This window comes from Pelagicoccus mobilis, from assembly GCF_016595505.1.
In the GTDB taxonomy this organism is placed as follows: Bacteria; Verrucomicrobiota; Verrucomicrobiia; order Opitutales; family Opitutaceae; genus Pelagicoccus; species Pelagicoccus mobilis.
This window is the reverse complement of the sequence record NZ_JAENIL010000023.1, coordinates 25,526-50,924: the sequence shown is the minus strand read 5'-3', so window position 1 is coordinate 50,924 and position 25,399 is coordinate 25,526. Positions and strand designations below refer to the sequence as shown.

General features: G+C 52.9%; 35 protein-coding genes. 1 reads left to right on the top strand and 34 read right to left on the bottom strand.

Features of this window, described 5'->3' with window-relative positions; translation table 11 throughout:
- Positions 1–60 precede the first annotated feature (60 nt).
- Positions 61–786, top strand: a complete 726-nt coding sequence (locus JIN87_RS13475; protein WP_200356093.1) for a VC0807 family protein — start codon at positions 61–63, stop codon at positions 784–786.
- Between the two features lie 48 nt (positions 787–834).
- Here JIN87_RS13475 and JIN87_RS13470 read toward each other — a convergent pair whose 3' ends face one another.
- The 34 genes from JIN87_RS13470 to rplD form a co-directional block, all read right to left on the bottom strand.
- Positions 835–1,512 carry a hypothetical protein gene (locus tag JIN87_RS13470; RefSeq protein WP_200356092.1) on the bottom strand — a complete coding sequence of 226 codons (678 nt, stop codon included), beginning with the start codon at positions 1,510–1,512 and terminating at the stop codon, positions 835–837.
- A 370-nt stretch (positions 1,513–1,882) separates the two neighbouring features.
- Entirely contained in the window at positions 1,883–3,796 is a 1,914-nt protein-coding gene (locus JIN87_RS13465) for a DUF4914 family protein (RefSeq protein WP_200356091.1), read from the bottom strand.
- 427 nt (positions 3,797–4,223) lie between these two features.
- A complete protein-coding gene (locus JIN87_RS13460) occupies positions 4,224–5,522 on the bottom strand; it encodes a citrate synthase (RefSeq protein ID WP_200356090.1) in 1,299 nt (432 codons plus the stop codon).
- Positions 5,523–5,689: 167 nt separating this feature from the next.
- Complete coding sequence (gene hisH, locus JIN87_RS13455) at positions 5,690–6,310, bottom strand: imidazole glycerol phosphate synthase subunit HisH (RefSeq protein WP_200356089.1); 621 nt, start codon at positions 6,308–6,310, stop codon at positions 5,690–5,692.
- Between the two features lie 30 nt (positions 6,311–6,340).
- Entirely contained in the window at positions 6,341–6,937 is a 597-nt protein-coding gene (gene hisB, locus JIN87_RS13450) for an imidazoleglycerol-phosphate dehydratase HisB (RefSeq protein WP_200356088.1), read from the bottom strand.
- The gene (hisC, locus tag JIN87_RS13445) at positions 6,919–8,004 is read right to left on the bottom strand and encodes a histidinol-phosphate transaminase (protein WP_200356087.1); all 1,086 of its coding nucleotides are present in this window, start codon (positions 8,002–8,004) and stop codon (positions 6,919–6,921) included. Before hisC ends, hisB begins: the two co-directional genes overlap by 19 nt.
- A gap of 5 nt (positions 8,005–8,009) precedes the next feature.
- Positions 8,010–9,305 carry a histidinol dehydrogenase gene (hisD, locus tag JIN87_RS13440; RefSeq protein ID WP_200356086.1) on the bottom strand — a complete coding sequence of 432 codons (1,296 nt, stop codon included), beginning with the start codon at positions 9,303–9,305 and terminating at the stop codon, positions 8,010–8,012.
- A gap of 93 nt (positions 9,306–9,398) precedes the next feature.
- Positions 9,399–10,178 (bottom strand): hypothetical protein, encoded by a 780-nt coding sequence (locus tag JIN87_RS13435; protein WP_200356085.1) that lies wholly within the window; start codon positions 10,176–10,178, stop codon positions 9,399–9,401.
- An 85-nt stretch (positions 10,179–10,263) separates the two neighbouring features.
- Positions 10,264–11,805 carry a glutamine-hydrolyzing GMP synthase gene (gene guaA / locus JIN87_RS13430; protein ID WP_200356084.1) on the bottom strand — a complete coding sequence of 514 codons (1,542 nt, stop codon included), beginning with the start codon at positions 11,803–11,805 and terminating at the stop codon, positions 10,264–10,266.
- 67 nt (positions 11,806–11,872) lie between these two features.
- On the bottom strand, positions 11,873–12,106 hold the full coding sequence (locus JIN87_RS13425) for a hypothetical protein (RefSeq protein WP_200356083.1): 234 nt from the start codon (positions 12,104–12,106) through the stop codon (positions 11,873–11,875).
- Between the two features lie 92 nt (positions 12,107–12,198).
- Complete coding sequence (gene rplQ, locus JIN87_RS13420; protein ID WP_200356082.1) at positions 12,199–12,711, bottom strand: 50S ribosomal protein L17; 513 nt, start codon at positions 12,709–12,711, stop codon at positions 12,199–12,201.
- Positions 12,712–12,737: 26 nt separating this feature from the next.
- Positions 12,738–13,739 carry a DNA-directed RNA polymerase subunit alpha gene (locus tag JIN87_RS13415; RefSeq protein WP_200356081.1) on the bottom strand — a complete coding sequence of 334 codons (1,002 nt, stop codon included), beginning with the start codon at positions 13,737–13,739 and terminating at the stop codon, positions 12,738–12,740.
- Between the two features lie 74 nt (positions 13,740–13,813).
- Positions 13,814–14,425, bottom strand: coding sequence for a 30S ribosomal protein S4 (gene rpsD, locus JIN87_RS13410; RefSeq protein WP_200356080.1), 612 nt, complete (start codon positions 14,423–14,425; stop codon positions 13,814–13,816).
- A gap of 42 nt (positions 14,426–14,467) precedes the next feature.
- Positions 14,468–15,004, bottom strand: a complete 537-nt coding sequence (rpsK, locus tag JIN87_RS13405; RefSeq protein WP_200356079.1) for a 30S ribosomal protein S11 — start codon at positions 15,002–15,004, stop codon at positions 14,468–14,470.
- An 18-nt stretch (positions 15,005–15,022) separates the two neighbouring features.
- The gene (gene rpsM / locus JIN87_RS13400; protein ID WP_200356078.1) at positions 15,023–15,394 is read right to left on the bottom strand and encodes a 30S ribosomal protein S13; all 372 of its coding nucleotides are present in this window, start codon (positions 15,392–15,394) and stop codon (positions 15,023–15,025) included.
- A 172-nt stretch (positions 15,395–15,566) separates the two neighbouring features.
- Positions 15,567–17,069 carry a preprotein translocase subunit SecY gene (secY, locus tag JIN87_RS13395; RefSeq protein WP_200356077.1) on the bottom strand — a complete coding sequence of 501 codons (1,503 nt, stop codon included), beginning with the start codon at positions 17,067–17,069 and terminating at the stop codon, positions 15,567–15,569.
- Positions 17,070–17,103: 34 nt separating this feature from the next.
- Entirely contained in the window at positions 17,104–17,556 is a 453-nt protein-coding gene (rplO, locus tag JIN87_RS13390) for a 50S ribosomal protein L15 (RefSeq protein ID WP_200356076.1), read from the bottom strand.
- Between the two features lie 28 nt (positions 17,557–17,584).
- Positions 17,585–18,031 (bottom strand): 30S ribosomal protein S5, encoded by a 447-nt coding sequence (gene rpsE / locus JIN87_RS13385; RefSeq protein ID WP_325176386.1) that lies wholly within the window; start codon positions 18,029–18,031, stop codon positions 17,585–17,587.
- A gap of 178 nt (positions 18,032–18,209) precedes the next feature.
- Positions 18,210–18,572: a 50S ribosomal protein L18 gene (rplR, locus tag JIN87_RS13380; protein WP_200356075.1), complete on the bottom strand. Its 363-nt coding sequence runs from the start codon at positions 18,570–18,572 to the stop codon at positions 18,210–18,212.
- Positions 18,573–18,620: 48 nt separating this feature from the next.
- The gene (gene rplF / locus JIN87_RS13375) at positions 18,621–19,154 is read right to left on the bottom strand and encodes a 50S ribosomal protein L6 (RefSeq protein ID WP_200356074.1); all 534 of its coding nucleotides are present in this window, start codon (positions 19,152–19,154) and stop codon (positions 18,621–18,623) included.
- 15 nt (positions 19,155–19,169) lie between these two features.
- Complete coding sequence (rpsH, locus tag JIN87_RS13370; protein WP_200356073.1) at positions 19,170–19,565, bottom strand: 30S ribosomal protein S8; 396 nt, start codon at positions 19,563–19,565, stop codon at positions 19,170–19,172.
- Positions 19,566–19,681: 116 nt separating this feature from the next.
- Entirely contained in the window at positions 19,682–19,987 is a 306-nt protein-coding gene (rpsN, locus tag JIN87_RS13365) for a 30S ribosomal protein S14 (protein ID WP_200356072.1), read from the bottom strand.
- A 13-nt stretch (positions 19,988–20,000) separates the two neighbouring features.
- A complete protein-coding gene (rplE, locus tag JIN87_RS13360; protein ID WP_200356071.1) occupies positions 20,001–20,579 on the bottom strand; it encodes a 50S ribosomal protein L5 in 579 nt (192 codons plus the stop codon).
- A gap of 78 nt (positions 20,580–20,657) precedes the next feature.
- Complete coding sequence (rplX, locus tag JIN87_RS13355) at positions 20,658–20,906, bottom strand: 50S ribosomal protein L24 (protein WP_200356070.1); 249 nt, start codon at positions 20,904–20,906, stop codon at positions 20,658–20,660.
- 1 nt (position 20,907) lies between these two features.
- On the bottom strand, positions 20,908–21,273 hold the full coding sequence (rplN, locus tag JIN87_RS13350) for a 50S ribosomal protein L14 (RefSeq protein WP_200356069.1): 366 nt from the start codon (positions 21,271–21,273) through the stop codon (positions 20,908–20,910).
- Between the two features lie 21 nt (positions 21,274–21,294).
- On the bottom strand, positions 21,295–21,618 hold the full coding sequence (gene rpsQ / locus JIN87_RS13345; protein ID WP_200356068.1) for a 30S ribosomal protein S17: 324 nt from the start codon (positions 21,616–21,618) through the stop codon (positions 21,295–21,297).
- Between the two features lie 19 nt (positions 21,619–21,637).
- A complete protein-coding gene (rpmC, locus tag JIN87_RS13340; RefSeq protein WP_200356067.1) occupies positions 21,638–21,844 on the bottom strand; it encodes a 50S ribosomal protein L29 in 207 nt (68 codons plus the stop codon).
- Positions 21,845–21,865: 21 nt separating this feature from the next.
- On the bottom strand, positions 21,866–22,285 hold the full coding sequence (gene rplP, locus JIN87_RS13335; RefSeq protein WP_200356066.1) for a 50S ribosomal protein L16: 420 nt from the start codon (positions 22,283–22,285) through the stop codon (positions 21,866–21,868).
- Between the two features lie 19 nt (positions 22,286–22,304).
- Positions 22,305–22,928: a 30S ribosomal protein S3 gene (rpsC, locus tag JIN87_RS13330; protein WP_200356065.1), complete on the bottom strand. Its 624-nt coding sequence runs from the start codon at positions 22,926–22,928 to the stop codon at positions 22,305–22,307.
- Between the two features lie 14 nt (positions 22,929–22,942).
- Complete coding sequence (rplV, locus tag JIN87_RS13325) at positions 22,943–23,278, bottom strand: 50S ribosomal protein L22 (RefSeq protein ID WP_200356064.1); 336 nt, start codon at positions 23,276–23,278, stop codon at positions 22,943–22,945.
- 20 nt (positions 23,279–23,298) lie between these two features.
- Positions 23,299–23,565 (bottom strand): 30S ribosomal protein S19, encoded by a 267-nt coding sequence (rpsS, locus tag JIN87_RS13320; RefSeq protein ID WP_200356063.1) that lies wholly within the window; start codon positions 23,563–23,565, stop codon positions 23,299–23,301.
- Positions 23,566–23,582: 17 nt separating this feature from the next.
- Entirely contained in the window at positions 23,583–24,440 is an 858-nt protein-coding gene (gene rplB, locus JIN87_RS13315) for a 50S ribosomal protein L2 (RefSeq protein WP_200356062.1), read from the bottom strand.
- Positions 24,441–24,460: 20 nt separating this feature from the next.
- Entirely contained in the window at positions 24,461–24,751 is a 291-nt protein-coding gene (gene rplW, locus JIN87_RS13310) for a 50S ribosomal protein L23 (RefSeq protein WP_200356061.1), read from the bottom strand.
- A complete protein-coding gene (gene rplD / locus JIN87_RS13305) occupies positions 24,748–25,383 on the bottom strand; it encodes a 50S ribosomal protein L4 (protein WP_200356060.1) in 636 nt (211 codons plus the stop codon). The genes rplW and rplD overlap by 4 nt, the downstream gene beginning before the upstream one ends.
- Positions 25,384–25,399 lie beyond the last annotated feature (16 nt).

Here is a 25,399-nt window from a genome sequence, read left to right as displayed (position 1 = left end):
TTCAAATTTTCCGCAAGGTATAGGGCTCACTCAGCCTGACGCAATCAAAGCTTCCAAAGAATGAGCGACGCCCCGACAACAGCCGCACCGCCGAAAAAAACAGAGAACTTCCTAGTAAACCTGATCTGTAACCTAGCGTTACCGATCCTTGTGCTCAAAAACCTAAGCGGAGAAGAGCGTCTCGGGCCCGTGCTCGGGCTAGTCGTGGCTCTCGCCTTCCCCATCGGCTATTTCGTCTACGACTTCGTTCAGCGGAAAAACTACAACATCATCTCCATCTTCGGATTCCTAAATATTCTGCTCACCGGAGGGATTGGTCTGATGGAAGCGGAACCAAAGTGGGTCGTCCTCAAAGAAACAGCGATGCCACTCGTCATCGGAATCCTCGTTTTAGCCACCGCAAAGCGGAAGAACTCGCTGCTGAAAACCTTCCTCTTCAACGACCAGATTTTCGACGTCGAAAAGATCGACTCCCACATCGATACGCCCGAGAAGAAGGCCGAGCTCGACTCTCAGTTCAAAGTCGCCAACTGGCTGCTCGTATTCAGTTTCCTGATAAGCGCTGTTCTGAACTTCGTGCTTGCTTCGATGATCGTCAAAAGCCCTGGCGGCACCGAGAGTTTCAACGACGAAATCGGCACTCTGACCTGGGTCTCGTGGGTCGTAATCACTGGCCCAACCATGGCGATCCTCGTCTACGCCCTCTGGCGTTTGATCAAAGGGCTTAAGAAGCTCACCGGTCTCGACTTCGAAGGCCTTCTCCACGAGCACCATACGAAGAAGTAAGCTCCCGTCCGATCGAGAAAGAGCTCCGACGATCTCTTCGCTATTTAGCTAGCGAAGCTTCCCTTTAGAGAGCTTATTTTGAATATACTCTCTCTCCGCTTGGTTGATCTCTTGCAACGAACTCGACGCATTGGTCGCGACTGGAGTCCCATCGTTTGCGAACAAGTAGAACTGGAATTCCAAGTTCTGGATAAACTGCTCTTTCGTAGAGAGATCCAAAGATAACGGATTCGACGCTCCTCCCTTCAAGTCGCCAACTTTCTCGATGCTGATAATAGGGATTCGGCCCGAAACACTCCCTTCTTTGTCGAAGCTATCGTGATAAAGAATCACTGCCGCGTAAGCGTCACGCATGTCCATGTCGGGAAAGATCTCCAAAGATAGAAATACCGTATCAGCGACCTGCCCTCCTCGTTCAAACAAACTGTCCCTTAGCGCTTCGCTCGTGTCACTCACGTCCGCGAGCTCCGCGCTAAACTCGTCATTGCTCATGCGTTCAGGCTTGCCGGAAATGGGAGTCGAAGGATCCGCCGCATTCATCTGATCGAGCTTCGCTTGAGCGTACTCGATGTCCGCGTCCAGAGCGCTCTGAAGAGCCGCATCACGGCGCTGTTGAGCACGGTTTTCGAAGATCACCTTAAATTCTCCAAGCTGAGCGAAGTGAGGAGTCACCTGCAAAGCCGACTCCAAGGTCACGCCAGCTTGGCCGAACTTAACTCTTTTCACTCCTTTCGAGGTATCAAGCAGCAGCCCTTTCCGAGTCGATCCCACCACTGGAGAAACTTCCTTTTTGAATGTCTTATGAGGAACGTAGCCCTGAAACGCATATCCCCATTTCGGCAGAGCGGGGCTAGTTGAATCGCCCAAAAACTCCTCTTGTGAAAACAGATTCGATAGCAACCAGAAGGGGCAAAGGAATAACAAACAGAGAACGATCCTCATCACCTCCCAAGATAAGCCTATCCAGCGGCGACGACCAACCCCAAGAAATGAGTAATTGTAGGTGCATTTGCATCAGAAGCTGTCCGGCAAAAACATAAAAAAGCAGCCCCCTTGCGGAGAGCTGCTTCGTATTTTGCGAAAGCCTGAAAACGGCTTATTTCTTGCGGAGGCTTCCGCCTCCAAGAAGTGAATCGTAGTCGGTGACAGTTCCGCCCTGCAAGCAGCACTCGATGATCTGGCGACCGAGTGGATCGAGGTCCGGAGAGTCGAAGTTTGCGAGCTCGCTACGGAAGAAATCGTAGAGAATCTCAGCTCCCTTGTCGTACGCTTCCACACCCACTTCTGGCTGCTTCTCGACATTGAAGAAGCGCGTGCCGATCTGACGGGACTCGACCATGATGGAATCTGGGTTCCAGCCAAGCAGCGGGCAACGAGATGGCTGAACCTGCTTTTCGCTAAACTTCGCCCCGTTACGACGTGCGAGGTACTCACGAGTAATCCACTGTGGCATGAAGCTGACCTTCCAGGCTCCGACGTGCTGGTTTGGTACAAGAATGTAGCTAACCTCAGGAGTCTCGACGATCTGCTTGAGGATGAGGTTCGCTTGGTCAACACGACGACCTGTCGCGAACGGCCAGTAAGAACCAACACCTTCAGAAGACATGCCTCCAGTATCAACGATACTTGGGTTGGCGTGTCCGCGTGGAGCAACCAAGCGCCACAACCAAGCGAGAGACGGCGGCAGCACGTGGAACATGCCCATGATGCCGTAGCTTGGCTTGTCAGCAGTACACGGAGGGCAGCGCACTCCGAAGCTACGAATATCGACCTCAACCTCTTCGTCCACGATGTTTGGAATCGCTGCACGTGGAACGACCACACGCGGGTTCGGACAAGGTGAACCAGGCTCGTCTTCAATGTGTTCCCAGATGAGCGCGGTGCTGTCTGGCTGAGCCTTGATGTTGAGGAAGAGCAGATCTTCCTTCGGGTGAATTGTTAGAGACTCGAGAGTCGGGTCGATGCCGTACTTGTCGATGTGGTTCACACGGAGGAACCATGCATCTTCCGCATCGATCAGGCCGAGCTTGCCAGTACCCTTGTCGAGAGTCGGGTGACAGAGCGCCATATCGTCGGTGATCGGATGCAGATCACACGCTTGCGGCAAGCTGATCGAGCGGCGAACGCCCGTGACGATGTTCTCACCGAGGAGAAGCGAGCCATCCGCTTGACGATGGACTTGCTCGAGCAGCTCACTCTTACCGCCGCCACTCGCACCTTCGTGAGAGATGACAACGCTGCTGTCGTACGGAGTCACCACCTCCACTGTAGAACAGTGCATTGTGATCCAGCTCTCTTCTTCACCGAGAGTGAGGAGAACGCCGTAGATCCCCTTCTTGGCAGACGGACCTGGGTAGAGGTTGTAGCTGAAGAGCTCGTGCATGCCGTCGAGACGGTTGTGAACCACGACTTGCTTGCCTTCGAAATGTGTATGGCGGAAAGGAGGAGCGACGTAGATAACCGCCTTCGGAGAGAAGCCTTCCGGCACCTTGTCCGGCTCGATCATGCCTTGAAGAAGCGCGAGGCCGAGAGCGAAGAAACCGGCATTGGCTGGACCAACGACCATCGCATCCGCACCCTTGCCTTGGATACCGGCGTTGAATGGGAAAACCGCGAGCGGCTGTGACTTGAGCCATCCAAAGGTCTCGTCACGGAGCGGATCGAAAGACTCGCCGTAACGATCTTCATACTTCGGCTTGTCGGTCTTACGTTGGTCACCGATCACCATGCAGTCGGGGTCACGACGACGCATGTACGGGTCAACGTAGTTCGCTGCGATACCGTTGCTAACGCGGCAAACATTCGCTTCCACGACTTTTCCCTGACCTGGGACGTCGTATGCAACCTCGTGCCAGCCGAGATCATCAGCGTCGCACAAGGAGAGCTTGCGGAGATCCTCAACCGACTCCGGAACGACTACCGAAGGGGCAGCCGCCAGGATTTCCTCTACCTCGGGAGGTAGCTCGAAATTAATCAAGGGATGAGTGAATGGTGTGCTTCCAGTGTTCATGTGAATTAATGATATATAATTCTCTAATAACGGATTCGGAACGTATTAGCTGAACCCCCGAGGTCAAGCGAATGTGGTTAACAAATCTAATACCTAAATCAGTTTTCCTGCTCGTTTTCTAATACCCGTAAGGGTTGAAATCCGGAAGTGACGTTTCTTCAAGCACTTCGGAGTCGCCAAAGGCCATGCCAATTCGCCACCAAGCACCAACGACAAACGAAAAAATTTTCAGCTAAATCGGTTCAGGAACTCCAGAAAGGAACTTCGTGAACTGAATTTCCAGCTTCGAGCCTCAATCCAGTTCGCTCATGAGCATCCAGAATGCCTAGTTGCCCAAGGGAGGCACGTGTCCATCACGCTTGTATAGCACACAAAAAACGGCCTCTCGCAGGGAGAGACCGTTCCATGAAAGTCGTTCCAGACAGAACTAGCGCTGATTATAGTCAGCAGGCAGATCGCGCTCGTTAGGCCCTTGGAAGACCTGACGCGGACGGTTGATCTTACCCTTTGGCTGGGACGCCACCTCGTGCCAGTTAGCAACCCAACCTGGCATACGACCAATCGCGAACATGACAGTAAACATGTCGAGAGGGATACCGATCGCACGCATCATGATACCGCTATAGAAGTCGACGTTTGGATAGAGGTTACGCTTGATGAAGTACTCGTCGTTGAGCGCTGCTTGCTCGAGGTTGCGAGCGATATCGAGGCAAGGATCCTTGGTGCCGAGAGCGTCAAGCAGACGCTCGCAAGCTTGACCAATGATCTTAGCGCGTGGGTCGAAATTCTTATAAACGCGGTGACCGAAGCCCATGAGACGCTTACCGCTGTTACCGCTCTTCGCTTCTTCGATGAAGCGGCTTCCATCGTCGCCTTCCGCGTGGATGGCTTCGAGCATCTTGATCACGCCCATGTTAGCGCCACCGTGGAGTGGTCCCCAAAGCGCACATACGCCAGCAGTGATGGAAGCGAAGAGATTCGCACCGCTAGAACCAACCATGCGAACTGTAGAGGTAGAGCAGTTTTGCTCGTGGTCAGCGTGAAGCAGAAGGATCAGGTCAAGAGCTTCGGAAACTTCCTTCGGAGCCACGTACTCATCGTTCGGGCTGGAGAACATGAGGTGCAGGAAGTTTTCAGCATAAGTGAGATCCTTCTTCGGGTAGTTGATCGGCAGACCATTCGCGATACGGTGAGACATCGCAGCGACTGTCATGACCTTGGAAATCGCAGACGCCGCCGAGCGGTCGAAATTCTCGAGGTCGAGTACGCGGTCGTTGGTCGAAAGCTCTGGATAGTAGCTGCTCAAGGAGCCCATCATTGAAGTAAGGATGGACATCGGATGAGCTGAAGGCGGGAACGCTTCGAACTGACGAACCATGCGAGTGTCGATGTTGCAGGTCTTAATCAGGTCGACGAGGAAGCGAGTACGCTGCTCTTCGGTCGGGAGCTCACCGTAGATGATCAAATGAGCAGAGTCGATGAAGGTCGACTTCTCGGCGATCTGCTCGATCGGGTAACCACGGTAGCGAAGGATCCCCTTCTCACCATTGATGAATGTAATTTCACTTTGGCATGAACCAGTATTGCCAAACCCCTCATCAAAGGTGATATATCCGGTCTGGGCACGCAATGTGCGCAGATCGATCGCTTTTTCATTCTCGGTTCCCTCAATAATCGGGAACGAGAGCTCTTTGTCCTCAAGTTTGAGAAGGGCCTCTTTGCTCATGTTCAGGCGTAAATCAGTTAATGGAATCTAGGCGTAACTATCGAATCAGGTAATCCTAATCCGAAGAAACCGAACTAATTAGCCCTCCTTACCACCCTTGTAAAGGGTGAGCTCGCGGATCGCAAAGTATTAGCCGACCTACACTGTTAGCGCAGCAGGGCTAATCCTTAACATTGAGCCACAAAGTTAGCGTAGAGCTGCAGTCCCTTTGCCTGACTTTTCTCAGGGTGAAACTGACTCGCCATCAAAGAGCCGGTCGCTACCGAACTTACAAACTCACCATCGTAGTCTGTAGTTGTAAGAGCAATCGATGGATCCTCCGGTGCGATGTGGTAGCTGTGCACGAAGTAGAAACGATCCTTGCTCGGATCGAGTTCGGACCAGTACGGCGAGCCTTCTTGAACGAGCTTCGCGTGATTCCATCCCATGTGAGGAATGGTCAAACCGGGGCGCGACTTGAAACGAACCACTTGGCCAGGCAATACGCCAAGACCTGTCACATCATCCTCTTCCGAGTGATCGAAGAGAGCCTGCAAACCAAGGCAAACGCCCATGAACGGACGCTCCTCTTTCACCCAGCCGTGGATGAAGTCGTCAAACTTCACAGACTTAAGTCCGTCGACACAGTCACGCAAAGCTCCGACACCAGGCAGGATCAAGCCCTCAGCCTCCCCTACTTCTTCCGGAGTCTCTACGATACGTGGCTTAGCACCAATCTTCGCCAACGCGTTCTCCACGCTGCGTAGATTGCCCATGCCGTAATTGATGACCGCAATATCTTTGCTCATCCTAAAACCTTTCGCGTTTCCAGCTACAAGTTACAACATTCCCTTCGTCGATGGAAGGCGGCCTTCCATACGAGGGTCTACTTGCGAAGCGGCGTCGATCGCACGAGCCATGCACTTGAAGATGCTTTCCACTATGTGATGCGGCTCTTCCCCGTACTCGAGTTCGATGTGTAGGTTCGACCCTAGCGTATTCGAAAACGCACGACAGAATTCCTTTATCAGGATAATATTGAAATCCCGCACGTAGTTCGTGGGCGAAACAACATTGTACTGAAGGAAGGGACGATTGCCGAGATCGATAGCTACGCGCGTCAAACACTCGTCCATCGGAAGGATGAAGAAACCATAGCGAGTAATCCCAGCCTTGTCGCCAAGGGCTTGCTTGAAAAGATCTCCAAGAACGATTCCCACATCCTCAACCGTGTGGTGATAGTCTACATCGATATCGCCTTCCGCCTTAACGGTCAGATCGAAAAGACCATGTCCCGCGAAGAGTGTCAGCATGTGGTCGAAGAACGGAATGCCTGTATCAACGTTGGCAATACCGGTTCCATCGATTTTAAGCTCCGCCTCGATCGAAGTTTCCTTCGTCGTGCGTTTGAGGGATGCTATGCGTTCTTCAGCCATTTTTGGATAGTTTCGCTCACGTAGAGCATTTGATCGTCGTCGCCCACACTGATTCGCAGGAAGCTGTCAGTCAAGGGGCTGGACGGGAAATAACGGACAAGGATCTTGTTCGCTTTGAAAAACTCGAAGAGCGACTCGGCCACTTCGCTACCGGACTCCCCTGCTCCATTCTTCGGTTCAACAAACAGGAAGTTGGCAGCAGATGGATAGCAGAACCAGCCAAGGCTCTCCCATTCAGCTAGGCAGCGGTCGCGGGTGGACTTCATCTTGCCGACGACTTCCTTAAGATAAGCCTGATCCTTCAACGCCGCCAATCCAGCCGCTTGCGTGAGTCGGTTGACGTTGTAGCTATCGCGGACTCGATCGAGAATGTCGATAATCTCAGCATCGGCCATGGCGTAACCAAGACGAATCCCTGCCAAGCCATAGGACTTGGAGAACGTGCGCGTCACCACCAGGTTCTTGTACTTCGCGAGCAGTTCGACTGCGTTCTCATCGGCGAAGTCGCCGTAGGCTTCGTCTACCACCACGATTCCATCAAACGACGCTATCACGCGTGCGAGATCTTCATTCGAGAAACCAACACCCGTCGGAGCATTCGGCGAAGTGATGAAGAGTATATTCGCATCAAGATTCTCCAGTGCCTCAAACGGAAGCTCCATCGACCGGTCAAACGGCACCTCTACCGTACCCGAGTCCTGAATACCACAGAGTACAGGATACAGCGAATAGCTCGGCATAAGGTAACCGGCTGACTTCTCATTTGCGAACGCACGAACGAGCAGATTCAAGATATCGTCGGAGCCATTTCCGAAGATAACTTGCTCTGCCTTCAAGCCATGCAGCTTCGCCGCCTCTTCACGCAAAGGGATCGCCTTCGCGTTTGGATAAAGGCGAAGTGAATCGTTGGCCGCCTGGCAAACCGCCTCAGCGACCGCAGGACTCGGAGGATACGGGCTTTCGTTGGTATTGATCTTTACCCAACCATCGCCACTCGGCTGGAAGCCGGGCGTGTATCCGTGAAGTTTCTGGATGTGAGGAAGTGCGTATTCAGAAGGTGAATTCATCGAACTCAGCCCTCCTTCTCCAAGCGGGAGCTCACAGACCGGCCGTGCGCTTCCAAGCCTTCCATACGAGCGAAGGCCTCAACCGTACCCGCCGCCTTTTTAAGAGCGGACTTGGAATAGCGAACGAGGCTGGAGCGACGCATGAAGTCACTGATCTGCAAACCACTGAAGTGGCGGCCTGAGCGTCCAGTTGGCAACTCGTGGCTTGGTCCAGCAACGAAGTCACCGAGCGCTGTCGCCGACCACGCGCCTTGCATGATCGCGCCTGCGGTGGTGATCGACTTGATCAGCTTGTTGAACTGCTTCGGATCGACTTCCAGCTCCATGTGCTCAGGAGCCACGAAGTTCGCAACCGCAGCTGCTTCATCGTAATCCTTAACGACAACTGAGAAGAAACCATCCTTCAGGACTGCCTTGATCGCGTCCTTGCGCGGAAGTGACTTCATCTGCTCGCGAATCGCGGCTCGAATCGCCTTCGTCTTTTCCTTGGAAAGACTGACGAGGAAAATCTTTTCACGCCCAGAACCGTGCTCCGCCTGCGCGAGCAAATCGGAGGCAACGAAATCAGCATCTGCATGATCATCCGCGATCACGAGCAACTCGCTCGGACCTGGAAGCAAATCCACACCAATCGTGCCAAACACCTGACGCTTGGCTTCAACCACAAAGGCGTTGCCCGGTCCGTAGACCTTGAGGACTGGCTTGATGGTTTCCGTCCCGTAGGCTGCAGCGCCGATTGCCATGATACCGCCGAAACGGTAGGCTTCAGTCACACCCGAAAGGTACATTGCAGCAAGACAGCCATCGTTCACCTTGCCGTCAGGACCGCAGGGAGTGAAGGCTACGATTTCCTTTACGCCAGCGAGCTTCGCGAGCGCAGCCGTCATGACCACTGTCGAAACAAGATTACGCGGGATGTAGAGCCCTACTCTCTCGAGCGGGTAAAAGCGTTCGCCAATGGTCGCTCCGTGAGCATTTTTGGCAGTCCAGGACTTTGGTAGAGCGTGCTTATGGAACTCAGTTACGGAAGCGACCGAATCTTTGATCGCTTGGACATCCCCCTTCGGGAGACGTCGAACCGCCGCTTTCATTTCGTCGCGGCTGATGCTGAACGCATCTGGGGAGAGCGACACCTTGTCGATGCGCTTGAGAGCCTTCGCTACACCAGCGTCACCATGCTCGCGGACTTCTCCGAGCACAGAAGACGCCGCGTCTACAATCGACTGAGGTACCTCAGCTGATTTGCAGAAAGCGGAGAGCTTATCCCAAAAGGTTCGTGAACTGTAGGCCAAGTCTGCCATGTTAATTATGGTTCTGCTATGCGCGTTTACGCATGGCAAAGAGTTTTTGTCGGTCCCTGCGGCCGGGTTCTACCGATCCCGGGACAGCGCTGTTTATCCTTGAGGAACGCGGAAACGATCAGTGTCGACTTCCTCGTTCAAGCTTATGTCGGAATACGAAATTTCCATCGTTTGCTCACCAAACTGAGTGACCACTCGAACAATCGTCTTTTCAGGGAATTTCACTCCATCTACTTCGATAGTACCTTCGTAGGAAAAGATAACGCCCTTATCGTTTACCATGTGGAGAACCTGTCCCGTCTCTGGGTGGATATAACGGCGAAACCAGATGCGGTTGTTATGAACGTACAGGAGCATGATCGCCTCCTGGCCAGCGATCTCGCTCATCCCAAGATATTCGATACGGCCATTTCTGGTAGCTGGCGTCTCTAGAAAGCTCAGCGTATCGATGACGGTAGCCTCGAGGTGGCGGATATCATCCGGTTCGTAAAATGTTAGCTGATAGGCGCCAGGAGCTTGAAGGTTCTCCAGTTTACGCCAAGCTTCGGAACGATTCAAAGTGGACGTTTCACGATTACCTCCGATCACAGAAATGAACTGATGGTAGTTCGGAGATTTGAATACAGATTCAACCGTACCGGATTGCCCGCTACCATAAACCAGCACCCCCTTCATCTTGATGGACTTGATCGCATCCAACTTATCGGGATTGCCAAGAAACGAGCGAGCGAGCGCAACGGTTTCTTTCGCCTTAGCAGCTCTCTCCTCATCGGACAGTTCCGGCTGTGCGGACTCATCCTGAGCAAACGATAGAGGTCCAGCAATCGATAGGACTGCAAGTAAGATTAAGGATCGGAAGGAAAAGGGTTTCATAGATTTTTGGGCTTGGGTTCTAAATTCGAAAAGAGCGGAGCGAGATTACTCGCTCCGCCCGAAAAGTAATTAGGAAGCGAATACGCTATTCCCACTCAATGGTACCAGGAGGCTTGGAACTGAGATCGTAGACGACACGATTCACGCCCTTCACCTCATTGATGATACGAGTAGATACCTTCTGGAGCACTTCGTATGGCACACGTGACCAGTCAGCAGTCATGGCGTCCTTACTCTCAACGATGCGGAGCGCGATAACATTGTCGTAGGTACGCTCATCTCCCATAACTCCAACCGTGCGAACTGGAAGGAATACACAGAAGGACTGCCATACCTTGTAGTAGAGCTCGGACTCCATCATCTCCTCGTGGAGAATCGCGTCCGCTTTACGAAGGATGTCGAGATTGCGCTTGTTGATTTCGCCAAGAACGCGAACGCCGAGACCTGGTCCTGGGAATGGCTGACGCCAAACGACTTCCTTAGGCAAACCAAGCGCCGTACCCAGAGCACGGACCTCATCCTTGAAGAGTTCGCGAAGCGGCTCGAGAAGTTCGAACTTCATGCTCTTCGGGAGGCCGCCTACGTTGTGGTGGCTCTTGATCGTAGCAGCTGGGTTGCCGTCGATAGAAATACTCTCGATGACGTCTGGGTAAAGCGTGCCCTGAGCGAGGAACTTGGCATCGCCAATACGCTTCAGAGAGTCCTGGAAAACCTTAACGAAGGTCTTGCCGATGATCTTACGCTTACGCTCAGGATCGGTTACGCCCTTCAAGGCTGTGAGGAACTTCGATCCAGCACGTGCAACCCGCACGTCCATGTTGAAGTTGCGCTTGTAGAGATCGACGACGAGTTCGCGTTCATGCAAACGGAGCAGTCCATTGTCTACGAATACACAGGTCAGCTGGCGACCAATCGCTTTGTGGATGAGCGCCGCTGCCACTGAAGAATCAACACCACCGCTGAGACCGAGGAGGACACGGTCCTTGCCCACAATCTTGCGGATCTTCTCGATCGATTCGCGAGCGAGGTCGGCCATCGACCAGTCTCCTGTGCAACCGCAGATCTTACGGAGGAAGTTCTCTAGGATGTTGATACCCCCTTCAGAGTGGTCCACTTCCGGGTGAAACTGGATACCGAAAATCTTACGCTTTTCATCCGCGATCGCGGCGTAGTCGGAGTTTTCAGTCGAAGCAATTGCTTCGAATCCGGATGGCATCTTTGCGAGACGATCGCCATGCGAATTCCACACGCGAAGCTTCTTTGGCAAGCCTTTGAACAAGCTCCCCTTTTTGCGGACGTTGAGAATACCGTGGCCGTACTCGCGTTCGTTACTCTTCTCGACCTTACCGTCAAGCAGATGAGCGATCAACTGTACGCCGTAGCAAATACCGAGTACCGGCACACCCATTTGAAAGATCTTCTTGTCTGCCTTGGGTGACTTGGGAGCGAGCACGCTGGATGGTCCGCCAGAAAGAATCACTCCGATCACTCCGTCTTTCTGCAATTGCTTGGCAGTCGTTTTGTAGGAGTAGATCTTCGAGTACACATTGCACTCACGAATGCGTCGGGCAATTACCTGAGTGTATTGAGATCCGAAGTCGAGTACCGCTATAGTCTGGTGCTTCATATTGGAGGTGTGGATTAAACTAGGATCAGGGGTCGATTGTCACTCGTATTCAACGAGCAGCTACGACCTAAAAAGAGAGTTCGAAGTTGTTGTATCCGCATTTCGGGCATTGCTGCCCATCGGAAACGTCCTTCTTACGAATTGAGTAGAGTTCGCCGCACTTAACGCAATGGAAGATGCGTCGCTTACGTCGGATATCGAACACCCTCTTCTCCCGTTTCTCGTAGTAGAACCACACTCCCGCTATCAGAAGTAAAGCGGAGCCAGTGTAGAGAATGAGAAACCAGGTAAAGGGATGCACGAAATTGGCTTGGTTTTAAAAACGCGAAAATGCGTTCTTCGCGGAAGAACGCATTCTCAGAAAAAGTAGAAGTTCAGAGCGTGGAGTCGGCCTTACTTGGCTTCTTCTTCCTGCTTTGACTCTTCAGCTTCGGGAGCTTCTTCCGCAGGAGCTTCCGCCTCTGCTTCTGCTACTGGAGCTTCCTCTTCAGCAGCTGGCTTTTCAGCCTTCTTCGCCTTGGCCTTGCTCTTCTTGCCGTAGCCTTCGTCGTCCGCGTCGATCAGCTCGATAAGAGCCATTTCCGCAGCGTCGCCACGACGTGTACCGAGCTTGTAGATACGAGTGTATCCACCATTGCGGTCCTTGAACTGCTCAACCTTGTCGTCGAAAAGATCGTGTACCGCATCTACGTCGCGAACGCGTGAAATTGCGATACGACGGTCGTGCAGAGATCCCTTCTTGGCGAGCGTGATGACCTTCTCTACGAATGGACGAAGAGCCTTCGCCTTCTTGAGGGTGGTCTTGATACGGCCGTGCTGGATGAGGGCTGTTGAAAGATTGGCGAGGAGAGCTTCACGGTGCTCCTTCTTGACGCCGAGTGAATTGCTGTGCTTGCGGTGACGCATGGCGGTCTACGGTGATAGTTTTGCGTTTAGAGCTCCTTCTTGGAATCGAGGAGGCGTTCGTCAAATTTCATACCAAGCGAGAGACCGAGGGACTCGAGCTTGTCTTTGATTTCGTTGAGGGACTTCTTACCGAAGTTACGGTACTTGAGCATCTCTTGCTCGCTCTTCATCGCGAGTTCACCAACGGTGGTGATGTTCGCGTTGTTCAAGCAGTTAGCGGCACGAACGGAGAGTTCGATTTCGTTAACGCTCATGTTGAGGAGCTTGCGGAGCTTGTTCTGCTCTTCGCTTACTTCGCCACCTTCGTCTTCGAACTCGTAGTTCTCGTCGGATACGTTGTCGAACACGTCGAGGTGGTGCTTGAGGATCGCGCCGGCCTGCTTGAGAGCGTCGTCCGGAGTGATACGACCGTCGGTCCAAACTTCGAGGATGAGCTTGTCGTAGTCTGTGATTTGACCAACACGGGTCGCCTCAACAGCGTACTTAACCAGGCTAACTGGGGAGAAGAGAGAATCGATAGCGATAACGCCGATCGGATCTTCCTCGTCCTTGTTTTCGTCGCCTGGGCAGTAACCACGACCAACCTTAACTTCGAGCTCAGCCGTGAATGGCATTTCGCGGTCGAGGGTGCAGATGATCTGATCAGGATTCACAACTTCGACGTTGGAATCTGGCTGGATGTCCGCAGCGGTGATCGCACCGGCACGGTTTGTGTTGATCATCAACCTAACACCTTCGCGCTTGTGGCAGACGAGGAGAACCTTCTTCAGGTTGAGGACGATGTCGGTGATATCTTCAACGATACCGTCTACACTCTGAAACTCGTGGCTAACTCCTTCGATCTTCACCGAAGCAATAGCAGCGCCCTCAATCGAACTGAGGAGGACGCGGCGTAGCGAATTACCAATCGTGTGACCATACCCTGCCTCAAAAGGTTCAGCATGGAACATCGCGTAAGTGGAAGAGGAACCCTCTTCTACTTTAACAAGGCGGTTTGGTAGTTCGAACTTTCCAATACGTTTCGGCATGTTGCGTTATGGTCTTCGGATGGGCTTAAAATTAGTTGGTCGGAGTGAAAAAGTAATAACAGATACAATCGCGATTAGAAGCGGCTGTAGAACTCAACGATTAGCTGCTCGTTGATGCTTGGCTCGAGCTCTTCGCGAGTTGGCTCGCGGTTAACGACGCCACGGAAAGCTTCGTCGGTGCGAGTCATCCAGTCCGGCACATTGCGGAGGCGGTTTGCTTCCATGTTACGTGTAGCGAGCTGGCGGGAAGAAGTGCTGTTGCGAACTTCGATCTCGTCGCCAACCTTAACCTGGAAGCTAGGGATATCTACCTTCTGGCCGTTCACGCAGATGTGACCGTGGTTAACGAACTGACGAGCAGCCTTACGAGTCTTGGTGAAACCGAGGTTGTAAACGATGCTGTCGAGACGGGTTTCGAGGAGCTGCAGGAAGATGGTACCTGTTACGCCACGAGTGTTCTTCGCCTTGTCGAAAGTGCGGCGGAACTGCTTCTCCATGAGGCCGTACATGAAGCGAAGCTTTTGCTTCTCGCCGAGACCGATAGAGTACTCGGATTGCTTGCGACGGAGACGTGGTCCGTGCTGGCCAGGTGGATAGTTACGCTTTTCGAGAGACTTGTTGGAGCCGAAAATTGGCTGACCGAAACGTCTGCTGATCTTGGTAGTAGGACCGGTATAACGAGCCATGACTTCTTAGATTTGAAATTTCGAGGTTGAAGCGAACGCGAACTAGACGCGACGACGCTTAGGAGGACGGCAGCCGTTGTGAGGAATTGGTGTCGTATCGGTGATCGAAGAGATCTCGAGACCAAGAGTTTGGAATGCGCGGATCGCGGAATCGCGGCCCATTCCAGGTCCCTTCACTTCGATCAACACTTCCTTAAGACCGTGCGCCATAGCTGCCTTAGCAGCGTTCTGCGTAACGATCTGAGCGGCGTAAGCTGTGGACTTACGAGAACCGCGGAAGTTCATCTTACCAGCACTCGCCCAAGAGATAGTGTTACCCTTAAGGTCAGTGATAGTGACGATGGTGTTGTTGAAAGTCGCGCTTACCTTAGCGATACCGGTAGTGATATTCTTGCTACCCTTCGCCTTGCGAATCTTAAGGTCGCCGATCTCTTCCTTGAGGAGATCTTGAGCGGTTGGCTGCTTCTTAACGCCGCCAATAAGCTCTTCCTTTTCTTCAGGAGCTTCTGCTGCCTCTGCACCTTCTGCAGCGACGTCCTTTGCTTCTTCTTCTTCAGCTTTTACGTTTTCTTCAGACATGACGTAATACTCCTATTGTTATTTGCGGAGGGCTCCGACGGTCTTGAGCTTACCCTTGCGAGTACGAGCGTTTGTCTTAGTACGCTGACCACGAACTGGCAGACCACGACGGTGGCGTAGACCACGGTAGCAGTTGATCGCCTGGAGACGCTTCATGTTAGCTGTCAACTCACGGCGAAGGTCACCTTCGACGATGAATTGGAGCTCTTGAATCTTGCTCATGATCGCATTGATCTGCTCTTCGTTCAGTTCCTTCGCACGCATATCTGGATCGATACCGGTTTCTGCGAGGATGCGCTTAGAGCGAGTTGGTCCGATACCATAAATGTAACGGAGAGAGTACTCGAGCTTCTTGTTGGCTGGAATGTCAACGCCTAGGATACGTGGCATGGTGTTCTAGCAAGTTATTGGTTAAAAAGTATTTGTGAAGAAGTGCCTTCGAAACGGATTGTTGTTTCGGATTTGGCCCTATCGCGGCGGGAAGGTTGGCCAGTTAACTCAAACGCAGAGTGCGTGGAGAAAAAGGGCAAGGAGATGAGCCTTCGCGCCTCGAAAGTAAAGTTTAATTTGTATAAATTTGAATGAAATAAGCCGCGAGGCCTACGAGGAAGATAATCGCCACTGCCATATAAAGAGCACCGACATTCTTCAGTTCAGTCGCGCCGCCGAGCGCAGCTTCAGCTCCAGCGTTCTTGCGACCACGGATACGCCCTTTCTTCAGGAAGCCGTCGTAGTGACGTTGGAGCAGGTGCGTTTCGATCTGCTTCATTGTGTCGAGAGCGACACCAACCGTGATGAGCATTCCAGTACCGCCAAAGAAAATAGCGACACGCATCGGAATATCATAGAGGAAGAGCAGAACGTCCGGGAAGACAGTGATAACAGTCAGGAAGATCGCGCCGGCAAGCGTGAGGCGAGTCATGACGAAATCGAGGAACTTAGCCGTTGGCTGTCCCGGACGAACACCTGGAACGTATCCACCGTACTTCTTGAGGTCATCAGCGATCTGGATCGGACGGAACATCACGGATACCCAGAAGTAGCTGAAAAACAGGATCATCAAACCGAACACCACATAATAGGTGGTGCTTCCGCGAACGAGGAAGTTAGCTGCGTCAACAAGCCATGGCAGCTCGAGGGCGGCACCGATTTGAGAGATGATCTGCTGCGGGAAGGACAACAAAGCAGAAGCGAAAATGACTGGCATAACACCCGCGTAGTTGACCTTGAGCGGCATGAACGAGCTTTGACCGCCGTAAACCTTACGGCCGACCACCCGCTTTGCGTACTGAACCGGAATCTTACGCACAGCCTGAATGACCGCGACCAAACCAGCAGTAACCAGAATCAGAAGCGCCGCCATCAAGATACCGTGACCGAAAACGAGCTTCTTAACGCCTACTGGACCAAAGAACAGGTCGTAAGTCGCCTTAGCTGCGCCTGGCAAGTCGGAGATGATACCGATCGTAATAAGGATTGAGATACCGTTTCCGATACCAAGCTTCGTGATCTGCTCACCAATCCACATTAGCAGGACAGTACCCGCGGTGAGGAAAACGGTGGATGCAATCAGGAACCAGAACTTATCTACGATTACGATCTGACCGTATTGGTCACCGGAGAACCCAGGAAACAGGGTTCCAGGGTTCTGCAGACCGAGAATCAAGAGAACCGCCTGAACCGCACAGATAATGACGGTAGCGTAGCGAGTGTACTGGGAGATCTTTTGACGCCCCGCCTCCCCTTCTTGCTGCAGACGAGCGAGAGCCGGAAAAACCGCCCCCATCAACTGGAAGATAATGGAAGCAGAGATGTAAGGCATGATACCCAACGCGAATACCGCACCACGCAGGAACGCGCCGCCAGTAAACATGTTGTAGAGTCCGACCAAGCTGCCGCCACCCGAAGCGGTTTGATCCGCGAAGTAGTCCTGCAACGGCTGCATGTCCAAGCCAGGAAGCGGGATGTTCGCGCCGATACGGGCGATAAAGAGAAGAGAGAGCATCAGAAAGATCTTCTGACGTAGCTCTGGAATCTTCAGACAGTTGGTAAACGCAGATAGCATGCCTTAATGTTATGAGTCGGGGGTCAGGATCAGATTACGCTTCGGCTACGATCGCCTCGCCGCCAGCCTTCTCGATCTTCTCCTTAGCGGAGCCGCTGAACTTGTCAGCCTTGATCTTGAGCGCCTTGGTGAGTTCGCCTTCGCCGAGGATCTTGAGCGGCTTGTCGTTCAAACGAACAAGGCCAGCAACCGCGAGCGCATCGCGATCAACCTCAGTTACGGAGTCGTCGAGCTTCTCGAGTTCGCCAACATTGACGGATTCGTACTCGACGCGGAAGTTCTTGTTGTTGAAGCCACGGATCGGCAAACGACGGAAGATTGGCATCTGACCACCTTCGAAACCGATGCGGATACCGCCACCGGAACGTGCAGTCTGGCCCTTACCGCCACGACCACAGGTTTTACCATGGCCGTTGCCTTCACCATTACCGACGCGCTTGCGACGGTGGGTAGCACCCTTAACATTAGATAGATTATGGAGTCTCATTGTGAGGCTTTCCTTTTAAAGGTTTAGATTAACCGCGGAGACGCTTGTAGTCTTCGTAGGTCTTGAGCTTCTTAAGGCCGTCGAGTGTGGCCAAAACGATAGCGTTCGGATTGTTAGAACCGAGCGACTTGGTAAGAACGTTCTGAACACCTGCTGCTTCGAGCACGGCACGAACACCACCACCAGCAATGATACCAGTACCAGTCGTCGCTGGACGGAGGAGAACCTTACCGCCATCGAACTCCCCGATCACTTCGTGTGGGATCGTGTCACCCTTAAGCTTAACTGGCTCGAGTTGCTTGCGAGCTTGCTCAGTGCCCTTGCGGATCGCTTCCGGTACTTCGTTCGCCTTACCGTAACCTACGCCTACCTGACCTGCTTGGTCACCAGCGACTACGAGAGCGGAAAAGCTGAAACGACGACCACCCTTTACGACCTTCGCGCAACGGTTGATGAATACTACCTTTTCGGAGATACCATCGTCTTCGCGCTCTTCGCGCTGACCGCGATTTCCACCGCGACCTTGACCACGGCCACCAGGACCACGGTTGCCACCAGGACCACGATTGCCACCTTGGCCTCTGTTACCACCTGGGCCACGGTTTCCACCTTGTTGGCCACCTGCGTTTTGTTGTGAAGTCATCATAGGGCAATTAGAAGTCTAGGCCGGCCTCGCGAGCGGCATCTGCGAATGTTTTGACGCAACCATGGTACTTGCGTCCGTTACGGTCGAAAACAACCTTGCTGACACCAGCTTCCTTGGCCTTCTCGCCGAAGAGCTTGCCGAGAGCGGCAGCGCCTTCGAGATTGGCTTTGAGGTTCTGGGAGCGCACGTCCTTGCCGAGCGAGGAAACGAAAGCGAGGGTTGTACCTGACTCGTCGTTGATCGCCTGAGCGTAGATGTGCTTGTTGCTGAGGTGGAGGCTGAGGCGTGGGCGCTCTGGTGTGCCGATAACCTTCTTGCGTACGCGCCAGCGGCGCTTTTGCACGAGCTCGTTTTTCTTCTGAATTTTCATCTGTTAACTCTTCTTTCTGAGTTTGAGGATCAAAACCTAAGCCTTGGCTTAGACTGACTTGCCCTCCTTGCGGATTACGTGCTCGCCGATAATGCGAACGCCCTTGCCCTTGTATGGCTCGATTGGCGCGAACTTCTTAATGGAAGCAGCTGCCTGACCGACCATGTGCTTGTCGATACCTGTAACCGTGAGCTTCGTGCCACCTTCAACCGCGATCTTAACACCTTCTGGGATGTCGTAGTTACAGTCGTGGGAGTAGCCGAGCTTGAGGTTAAGCACCTTGCCCTTGAGAGCCGCCTGGAAACCAACACCGGAGATCTCGAGCTCCTTCTGGTATTCCTTAACGACGCCACCCACCATGCCATTGATGATGGAACGAGCTGTGCCGTACATGGCATTGGCGAAGCGAGTGCTTTCAGCAGGGCTAACCTTGATCTGGCCGTCCTCAACTGTAATAGCTACCGCTTTGTTGAAAGTCTTTTCGAGCTTACCCTTTGGGCCTTCAACCTTAACGGTAGTTCCGTTAACGTCGACCTTTACGCCGTCTGGGATAGCGACTGGTAATTTACCGATTCTGCTCATCTCGTAGTTCCTTTCTTACCAAACGTTACAGATGAGCTCACCGCCGAGCTTGTTGCGGCGTGCATCGCGGTCCTTCATAACACCCTTTGGTGTAGTGAGGATGCAGATACCGAGGCCGTTGAGAACGCGAGGTATCTCAGTGCTCTTCGCGTAGAGGCGAAGACCTGGCTTGGAAACACGCTCGATGCCGTTGATTGAAGCTTCGCCATCGACGTACTTGAGACCTACTACGAGAGTCTTGTGACCCTTGTCGTCCGTGCCGTCCTTGACTTCGCTTACGAAACCTTCGTCGAGAAGGATCTTGGCGATCGCAGCCTTTAGCTTTGAGTGCGGCGCAACCGTCTCAGCCTTGCCGGCAGAAGACGCGTTACGAATGCGCGTTAAGAAGTCGCTGATTGGATCAGTGTGCATACTTTATTTTGGTTAATGGGCCGCGCGATATCCAAAACTCGCGGCCCTAGATGTAATTTTTTGGAAAAGCGGACGATTTGATCGTGATTTCCCAGATCGTCAACGCCCAATATTGTTTACCAGGAAGACTTGGTGACGCCTGGGATCTTACCTTCGAGAGCGAGCTCGCGGAAAGTGAGACGAGAAAGTCCGTAGCGGCGGATGTAAGCGCGAGGACGTCCAGTAACGTTACAACGGTTCTTGATGCGGATTGGAGAAGAGTTGCGTGGCAACTTGCAGAGCTTGCGCTGTGCTTCGTAGAACTCCTCGTCCGTAGACTCCGGATTCGCCATGATGGCCTTTAGGTTAGCACGCTTTTCAGCGTAGCGAGCGACCATGCGTTCGCGCTTCTTGTTACGTGCGATAGCTGATTTTTTTGCCATGTTCTAAAGTAAATTAAGCTGCGGTTTCTTCTTCCTTCTTCTCTTGCTTACGGAAAGGCATTCCGAGAAGCGTGAGCAATTCCTTACCTTCGTCGTTGCTAGAAGCAGTCGTTACGATGGTGAACTCGAGACCGGACTGGTACTTGAGAGAGTCGGTCTGGATTTCTGGGAAGATAGTGATGTCAGTGATGCCGAGGCTGTAGTTGCCATTGCCGTCGAAACGGGAATGAACGCCGCGGAAGTCACGGATTGAAGGAAGACCTACCGCGAGAAGACGGTAGAGGAAGTCCCACATGCGGTTGCCACGGAGAGTGACCTTACAACCGATTGGCATACCTTCGCGGAGCTTGAAGTTCGCGATGCTCTTGCGAGCGTAAGTGCGAACCGCTGCTTGACCTGCGATGTTGCTGAGGTTCTTAACCGCCTCTTCGAGTACGGACTTATCTGCAGAAGCGTTTACGCCGATGTTCATAACAACCTTCTCGATCTGAGGAAGCTGCATGTCGTTCTTGTAGTTACCGGACTTCTTAAGCCCTGGGATCACTACATCTTGGTAGTGCTTCTTGAGTGCTGGAGTGTTTTGAGAGCTCATTGGTTTTAACGTGTCCGGATTTCCGGCCCGGACATCTTGGTTCTCGTGTCTAATTTAGACAGTTAGTGTTAAGTGTATTTAGGCTTTTTTCGCGTCCCACTTTTCAGCGGACATGAGGTTGGAAACGTGGATGGAACCTTCGCGTTCTACGATGGCGCCTTCTGGCTTCTCCTCAGACTTCTTCTCGTGACGCTTGATCATCATCAAGCCTTCAACGATCGCACGGTTCTTAGCAGGAAGAATCTGCAGAACCTTGCCGCGCTTACCTTTTTCCTTACCGGCGAGTACTACAACTTCCTCGCCCTTCTTAATGTGTGCCTTGGCCATCTTAGAGTACCTCCGGTGCTAGTGATACAATCTTCATGAACTTCTTACCGCGAAGTTCGCGAGCGACAGGCCCGAAGATACGAGTGCCCTTCGGGTTGCCATTGTTGTCGAGGATAACGATAGCGTTGGAGTCGAAACGAAGGTAGCTTCCGTCCTTGCGGCGGATAGGAGCCTTTGTGCGAACTACAACAGCCTTAACGACGGAGCCCTTCTTTACAGAAGAGTCGACGCTCGCTTCCTTGATGTTCACGACGATTACGTCGCCAACATCGGCAGTCTTCTTGTTTTGACCGAGACGGCGGATCATGCAGGCACGCTTTGCGCCAGTGTTGTCCGCGATCTGGAGAGATGAACGTAGTTGAATCATGGTTACTTGCCCTTCCCTACTTTATGCTTCCGCTTCCTCAGCAGCTTGTTCTGCTTCAACTTCGGCGAGAGTCTTCTTGCCGAGCATTGGAGCGCGCTCGAGCACTTGAACGAGGCGCCAGCGCTTGAGGCGGCTGAGAGGGCGTGTTTCCATGATCTCTACCTTGTCGCCAAGACGTGCTGTGTTTTCCTCGTCGTGTACGTGAACGACGGTCTTACGATTGATAACCTTACGGTAGCGAGGGTGAGCCTTCTTGTAGCTGTAAGTCACCTTGATGGACTTGTCGCCCGAGATGCTGGTAACTACGCCGGTTAGGTCTTTTCTCTTGTTACGTGAATTTTCCATTGCCTGATAATCTTATGGGTTAGGCGGACTTCTTCTCTGCAGCGATCTTCTCGTTGCGGATGGTTTCGAGACGAGCGATCAGCTTGCGCTTGGCAGTGATCTCGTGCGTCTTCTCAACCTGACCGGTTTGCTTCTGGAGCTTGAGGTCGAGGAGCTGCTCGCGAGTGTCGCGAAGTTTCTTTTCGATCTCAGCAACGGAAAGTTCCTTAATGTCTTTTGTCTTCATTTTCTTTCAGTCCTTTCCGGTTTAGTCGCGATCACGTTCGATGAAACGAGTGCGGAATGGGATCTTCGCGTCAGCAAGAGACATCGCCTGACGAGCGACCGCGAGGGGTACACCTGCGAGCTCGAAGAGGATGTGACCTGGCTTGACTGCCGCCACGTAGTGGTCGACTGGTCCCTTACCCTTACCCATACGAGTTTCGAGTGGCTTCTTTGTGATTGGCTTGTGAGGGAAAACGCGGATCCAGAGCTTACCCTTACGCTTCATGTGACGCGTGATAGCAACACGAGAAGCTTCGATTTGACGACCAGTGAAATGACCGCGCTCGAGGGCTTGGATTGCGAAATCACCGAAAGCGATAGTGTCGCCACCCTTCGCGTTTCCGCGGAGGCGACCCTTCATTACCTTACGGTACTTGGTACGAGATGGTGTTAATGGAGGCATGGCTTGTTACCCTTTCGGCTTAGTCTTCCTTGTTGAATACCCAGCACTTGATGCCGATGATACCGTAAACGGTACGGGCTTCCGCAGTGCCGTAGTCGATGTCTTCACGGAGCGTGTGGAGAGGTACGGAACCCTGACGCTGTACTTCCGTACGAGCGATGTCCGCGCCGCCGAGACGACCACCTACTTGAATCTTGATACCGTTCGCGCCGAGAGACATGGCCATCTGGACAGCCTTCTTCATGGCGCGACGGAATGCGATACGACGCTCGAGCTGGAGAGCAACGTTCTCGGCTACGAGAGTTGCGTCGAGCTCAGGCTTCTTAACTTCCTGGATGTCGAGGAGGATCTCCTTACCAGTTGCCTTGGAAAGCTCGTCCTTGATCTTCTCGATCTCCTGGCCCTTACGTCCGATGACGATACCTGGGCGAGCAGTGAAGATCTTAACGCGAACGCGAGCAGAAGCACGCTCGATGAAGATGCGTGGCACACTAGCGAACTTGAGCTTTTCCATGAGCTTCTCGCGGATGATGTAATCCTCGTGAAGCGTGTCCGCAAAATCGTTCTTGCGAGCGAACCAGCGAGACTGCCAGTTGCGGTTAACAGCGAGACGGAATCCGATCGGATGTGTTTTTTGACCCATTTTGCGTAATTTCCTTAGGCGTTATCAGACAGTACGATGCGGATGTGAGACATACGCTTCTTGCGTTTTGCAACCCCACCACGAGCAGCAGCCTTGAAACGCTTAAGCGCAGGGCCTTGCTCAACAGTTGCTGACTGGACGACGAGAGAGTCGCCAGAAAGGTCGTGGTTGTTTTCCGCGTTAGCGATTGCCGACTGCAGTGTCTTGGAGAGAAGGAACGCAGACTTGCGGGGGATGAACTTGAGCAACTCGAGAGCTGCGTTAGCGTTCTTGCCGCGAATCGTGCGAGCGACCTCGATCACCTTCTTAGGTGACATACGAGCGTATTTTGTACGTGCTTGTACTTCCATTGCTTATCGTGCTCCTCGCGTTACTTCTTACCACCACCGTGAGCCTTGAACGTACGAGTCTGCGAGAACTCGCCGAGCTTGTGGCCCACCATGTTTTCAGTCACGTGGACAGGAATGAACATCTTGCCGTTGTGAACGTTAATATTCAGACCCACGAAATCCGGTGTGATAGTCGAGCGACGTGACCAGGTCTGGATCGGCTTGCGATCGTTTGCCGCCTGAGCTGCTGCCACCTTCTTATCGAGGCTGGGGTCTACGAAAAATCCTTTTTTAACTGAACGAGCCATTTTGACTTACTCCTCGTTTATCTGTTTTTCATCTTCCGTCCGTTACGACGGACGAGGATGAGGCTGTTACTTGTCTTCGACTTGCGACGGGTTGGGAAGCCCTTCGCCAACTGACCCCATGGGGACACGAGCATCTGGCGACCGCCACCACCCTTGGACTTCGCTTCACCACCACCATTGGGGTGATCGACCGGGTTCATGACAACACCACGAACGCGTGGACGCTTGCCGAGCCAGCGGCTACGACCTGCCTTACCGATAACGACGTTCTTCTTCTCAGCGTTGCCGACAACACCGATAGTCGCCATGCACTTCTTGGATACGAGGCGGATTTCACCGCTTGGCATCTTGATCTGAGCGGAATCACCATCGATACCGATGAGCTCTACTGCGTTACCAGCAGCGCGAGCGATCTGCGCGCCCTTGCCTGGAAGAAGCTCAACCGCGTGGATCTTGGTACTTGGCGGGATGAACTCGAGCGGCATCGCGTTACCCGTGTCGAACTCGATCTGCTTCTGAGAAGCGAGAACGCTGTCGCCAGCCTTCAGGCCGGATGGTGCGATAATGTAACGCTTTTCGCCATCTGCGTACGCTACGAGAGCGATGTAGGCACTACGGTTTGGATCGTACTCGATCGCTTGTACCTTCGCAGGGATGTCGAACTTGTTACGCTTGAAGTCTATAATACGGTAGAGCTTCTTGTGGCCACCGCCGCGACGACGCATCGTGATGCGACCGTAGCAGTTGCGACCTGCTGCGTCCTTACTCTTGGACTCAGTGAGCGACTTTTCCGGACGCTTGTTTGCCACATCCTTAACTTGGATGGCAGCGAAACGCTGTGTCGGAGTGACTGGATTAAAACTTTTGATAGCCATTTTCGTGTGGTCTCCTTCGTTTAGGCTGTGAAGTCGATCGCGTCACCCTGCTTGAGAGTGATGATCGCTTTCTTGAGACCGGAACCACGAGAGGTCTTGCCAGTCTTGCGGTTGCGACGTGGCTTGCCGATCTGATTGATGACGTTGACGCGAGTCACGGACACCTCGAACTGCTTCTCAACAGCAGCCTTGATGCTATCCTTAGTAGAGCTCGCGAACACTTCGAATGTGTACTGTCCGAGTTCTGAAGACTGGATGTTTGTCTTCTCGGTCAAGAGTACGTTTTTGATGATCTTATCTGGCTGAATCATTTCGAGCCTCCTTTCGCGCGCTCGACGAGAACTTCGAGACCGGCACGTGTTACGATGATTGTCTTGAACTGGCAGAGGTCAGTTACGCTTACGAGCGGTGCCTCTTCGAGATCGACGCCAGCGAGGTTGCGCAGAGCGAGAACTGATGTGTCGCTGAGCACCTTGTCGATGACGAGAACCTTGCCCTTAGGAGCGATGCCACGAACGAGGGCTTCGCCAACCTTAGTCTTGGCAGGTGAGATATCGAGGGAATCAACAACTACGAGTGACTCGTCGGATACGCGGTCGAAAAGAGCGCGGCCAAATGCGAGAGACTTAACCTTCTTGTTGATCTTCTTGGAGTAGTCGCGAGGACGTGGGCCAAACACGACGCCACCGCCAACCCAGATCGGGGAACGAGTGGAACCAGCGCGAGCGCGGCCAGTACCCTTTTGACGCCATGGCTTTTTGCCACCGCCACGAACTTCGCCGCGAGTCTTTGTGTTTGCGCTGCCTTGGCGAGCGTTTGCCGCCTGAGCTACGACTACTTCCTTAACTGCCTGCAAACCCTTGTCACCTTCGAAGACGGGGAGTCCATCTACTTCAGTTTCGCCGTTTGCGCTGCCGTCGTTATTGAAAAGTTTAGTTTTCATGGTCGATCAGTTCCTT